Origin of the sequence: Kitasatospora putterlickiae, from assembly GCF_039527695.1 — a bacterium.
GTDB lineage: Bacteria > Actinomycetota > Actinomycetes > Streptomycetales > Streptomycetaceae > Kitasatospora > Kitasatospora putterlickiae.
Window position 1 is genome coordinate 26,949 of the sequence record NZ_BAAAKJ010000206.1, and the last position, 3,304, is coordinate 30,252.

Below are 3,304 nucleotides of genomic sequence, written 5' to 3' on the forward strand. Positions count from 1 at the left end.
GGGACCGGTGAGGACGCGCCGGGCGGTCAGCCCCAGGGGTCGCCCTCGGAGGTCATGTCCTGGCGGGCGCGCTCCTCGGCCTCCCGCTCGCCGGCCGCGACGGTCTCCTGCGCCTCGCGGGCCTTCTCCGTCTCGGCGCTGAACGCGTCGGCGGCCTCGTCGTGGGCCAGGGCGGCGCGCTGGGCGGCGTCGGTCATCGCGGTGGTGTCCCGCTCGGCGCCCCCGCCGAGCGTGGACCTGGTCTCCTCGGCGGTGTGCTGAGTCCTGTGGCGGAACCTGTCGAAGATTCCCATGACTCCTCCTCGACTCCTCCTCCGGGCGAATTCCGGACTGCCCCCACTCTCACACCGCCGCGCCCGGCCCGCACCCTCGGCCCGCACCCGGGGCGCGGGCGCGGTTGAGCCCTTGGTCCCGGGTCGCGGGCGCCGAAAGGCCGTAGCCCTCCCGGTGGGGCGGGAGGAGGGTGGAAGCCGTCAGCCGGTCCCGATCCCACCCCTGGAGCCCGCCGTGACCGTCGCCGCCCGCCCCCGCGTCCCCCGTCCGAGTGAGGAGCTGCACGGCGGACCGCGCCGGCTGGTCGGGTCGCTGGCCGCGCTCGACGGCCGGCTGCCCGGCGTCCACGACCTGCTGCTGATGCAGTGCCCCAGCTCGCTGCGCCCCCTCGGCGGCGGCCCGCTGCCGGACTGGGCGCGGCAGGTGCTGCGCGCGCACCCCTGGGTGACCGTCGGACGGGCGCCGGCCGTGGCGGGCACGCCCGTGGACACCCCGCACCCGGTGCGCTGCACCCGGGACGTGTCGGCCGCGCCGGAGACCTGGCTGCCGGTGACGGTGCGCGGCCCGCGGCGCGGGCAGCGGGTGGACGCGCTGGCGCCCCGGGCGGCGGTGGCCCGCACGCTGCGCCCCGAGCAGCTGCCGGGACGGCTCTCCCTGCTGTCGCCCGCGCGGGTGGCGGCGATCCCCGCGCTGACGGTGCTGCCGCTCGCCGGGCAGCTGATCGCCGACCACCGGCTGGCCTGGGGGCCGATCGGCGCGATCGGCTACGAACTGGCCACCGGCGAGCCGGTGTCCGGCCCGCTGAGCCCGTTGCGGGTGGTGCTGCGCGCGCCGCAGCCGGTCAGCCGGCGCGACGCGCTGCAACTGCGACGGGCGCTGACCCGGCTGCGGGTGCCGGTCCAGGCCGAGCTGGAGACCCGGCACGGCGCGGTGCTGCTGGCCGAGTACGCGGCCTCGCCGCTGACCCTGACCCTGCTCACGCCGAACGGGCCCCGGGAGGTCCACGACCCGTGGTTCCCCCGGGGCCTGTGAGCCCGCTGACGCGACGGTGTCCGCTCAGCCGCTGACGCTGGCCGCGCCGCTCTCCAGGTGGCCGGTGAACCGCTGCGACCAGGTGCCGTCGGCGTTCACCGTGACGGTGAAGTCGTACCAGCCGTCGGTGTAGGCGACGGCGTTGAAGAAGTCGCTCACGCTGCCACCCGCCGGCACCTGGTACGTCCAGGGGCCGTCGGTGCGGTAGTTGGTGGACGTGATGGTGAAGGTCAGCGCGGTGGCACCGGTGTTGGCGAGCCTGAAGTACACCGCCGGCCTGCCGGTGCCCGGCTCGACCGCGTACGAGCAGGTGACCGCCGCGTTCCGGCCGGCCTTGGTGGCATCGCCCCTGAAGCGGCGCAGGAAGCGGTTGGGGCCGACCACGCTCAGGTCGTACTGGCCGCCGCCGTAGCCGGTGCCGCAGTTGAAGAAGTCGCTCTGGGCGCCGCCCGGGTCGACCGTGTACTGCCACGGGCCGCCGCCCCGGTAGGCGTTGGCGTACGCCGCGAAGTGGGCGGACCTGGTCGCCACCGCGCCCTCGTTGGCCATCGCCAGCCAGACCTTGATCACGCCGCCGGAGCCGAACTCCAGGTGGTCCAGGTTGGCGTTCGGCTGGTAGGGCAGGGCCCGGGCCGGGCGGGTGCCGGCCTCCTGGGCGGGCGGCTTGTTGTCCACCGGGGCCGGGTTGGGCAGCGGGCCGCAGCTGGACATGCCGACCACCGCGCCGGCCGTGTCCGGCAGCGCGGGCAGGCCGTACACCGGGTTGGCGAAGTCGAACAGGCCGGTGAGGTCGCCGCAGACCCGCCGGCGCCAGTCGCTGATGTTGACGCAGTTCGCCGGCCGGCCGATGGCGGCGGTCCAGGTCTCCAGGAAGCGCAGCACCGAGGTGTGGTCGAAGACCTCGGAGGAGACCCAGCCGCCGCGGGTCCACGGGGAGACGGCGATCAGCGGGACGCGGAAGCCGAGGCCGATGTTGGTGCCGTTGTAGAACTCGCCCGGGGTGCCGGCCGGGGCGGCGGGCGGCGGGACGTGGTCGAAGAAGCCGTCGTTCTCGTCGTAGTTGAGGAACAGGACGGTGGAGTCGAAGACGTCCGGGTCGGCGTTGAGCGCGTCGATCACGGTGTGGACGAAGTGCGCGCCGTCGGCCGGGGTGGCGTACGGGTGCTCGGAGACCTCCTGGTTGGGGACGATCCAGGAGACCTGCGGGAGGGTGCCGGCCAGCACGTCGGCCTTGATCGCGGCGACGATGTCCGCCGGGGTCCTCCCGGTGACCTTGGGGACGGAGCCCATGCCCTTGACGGCGAGCGGACTGCCGGCGGGCGCGCCGGTGAACCGGCTGAAATAGGCCAGCGTGTTGTCCCCGTAGTTGTCGGCGGCGTTCTGGTAGACCTTCCAGCTGACACCGGCGTTCTCCAGCGCCTCGGCGTAGGTCTGCCAGCGCAGGCCCTTCTCGTCGCCGCCGTCGTACGCCGGGCCGCCCGCCGCGCCGGACGGGTCGATCTGGCCGGACCAGTGGTAGGTGCGGTTGGGGCCGGTGGCGCTCAGCACCGAGCAGAAGTAGGCGTCGGCGATGGTCCAGTTCTCGGCCAGCGCGTAGTGGAACGGGATGTCCTGGCGGGTGAGGAAGCCCAGGGTGCGGACGTTGCCCTTGGCCGCCACCCAGGAGTCCAGCTTGCCGCCGTTCCAGGCCCGGTGCTGATCGCCCCAACCGTGGCTGAGGTCGCCGTTGCACTGGGCCAGGCGCTCCGGGTCGGCGCCGCCGGCCGGCTTGGTGAGGCTGAACTGCCAGGGGTACTGGCGGGCCAGCAGGCCGTTGGGCTGGTTGAAGACGGAGTAGCCGCCGGCGATCTGGATGGCGGAGCGGTCGGCGAAGCCGCGCACGCCGCGCAGCGTGCCGAAGTAGTGGTCGAAGCTGCGGTTCTCCTGCATCAGGATGACGATGTGCCGCGCGTCGGCGAGGGTGCCGGTCCGCGACAGCGCCGCCGACGGCGCGGCGGGC

General features: G+C 74.5%; 3 protein-coding genes. 1 reads left to right on the plus strand and 2 read right to left on the minus strand.

The features are described 5' to 3' along the window. Positions 1-26: 26 nt before the first annotated feature. Entirely contained in the window at positions 27-293 is a 267-nt protein-coding gene (locus ABD308_RS20595) for a hypothetical protein (protein WP_344337346.1), read from the minus strand. A 214-nt stretch (positions 294-507) separates the two neighbouring features. On the opposite strand from ABD308_RS20595, the gene ABD308_RS20600 reads away from it, so the two are divergent. Beyond that, the gene (locus ABD308_RS20600) at positions 508-1,305 is read left to right on the plus strand and encodes a phosphoribosyl-dephospho-CoA transferase MdcG domain-containing protein (protein ID WP_344337348.1); all 798 of its coding nucleotides are present in this window, start codon (positions 508-510) and stop codon (positions 1,303-1,305) included. 24 nt (positions 1,306-1,329) lie between these two features. Here ABD308_RS20600 and ABD308_RS20605 read toward each other — a convergent pair. Continuing rightward, on the minus strand, positions 1,330-3,304 hold a 1,975-nt coding region (locus ABD308_RS20605), incomplete at its 5' end, for a phosphocholine-specific phospholipase C (RefSeq protein WP_344337349.1).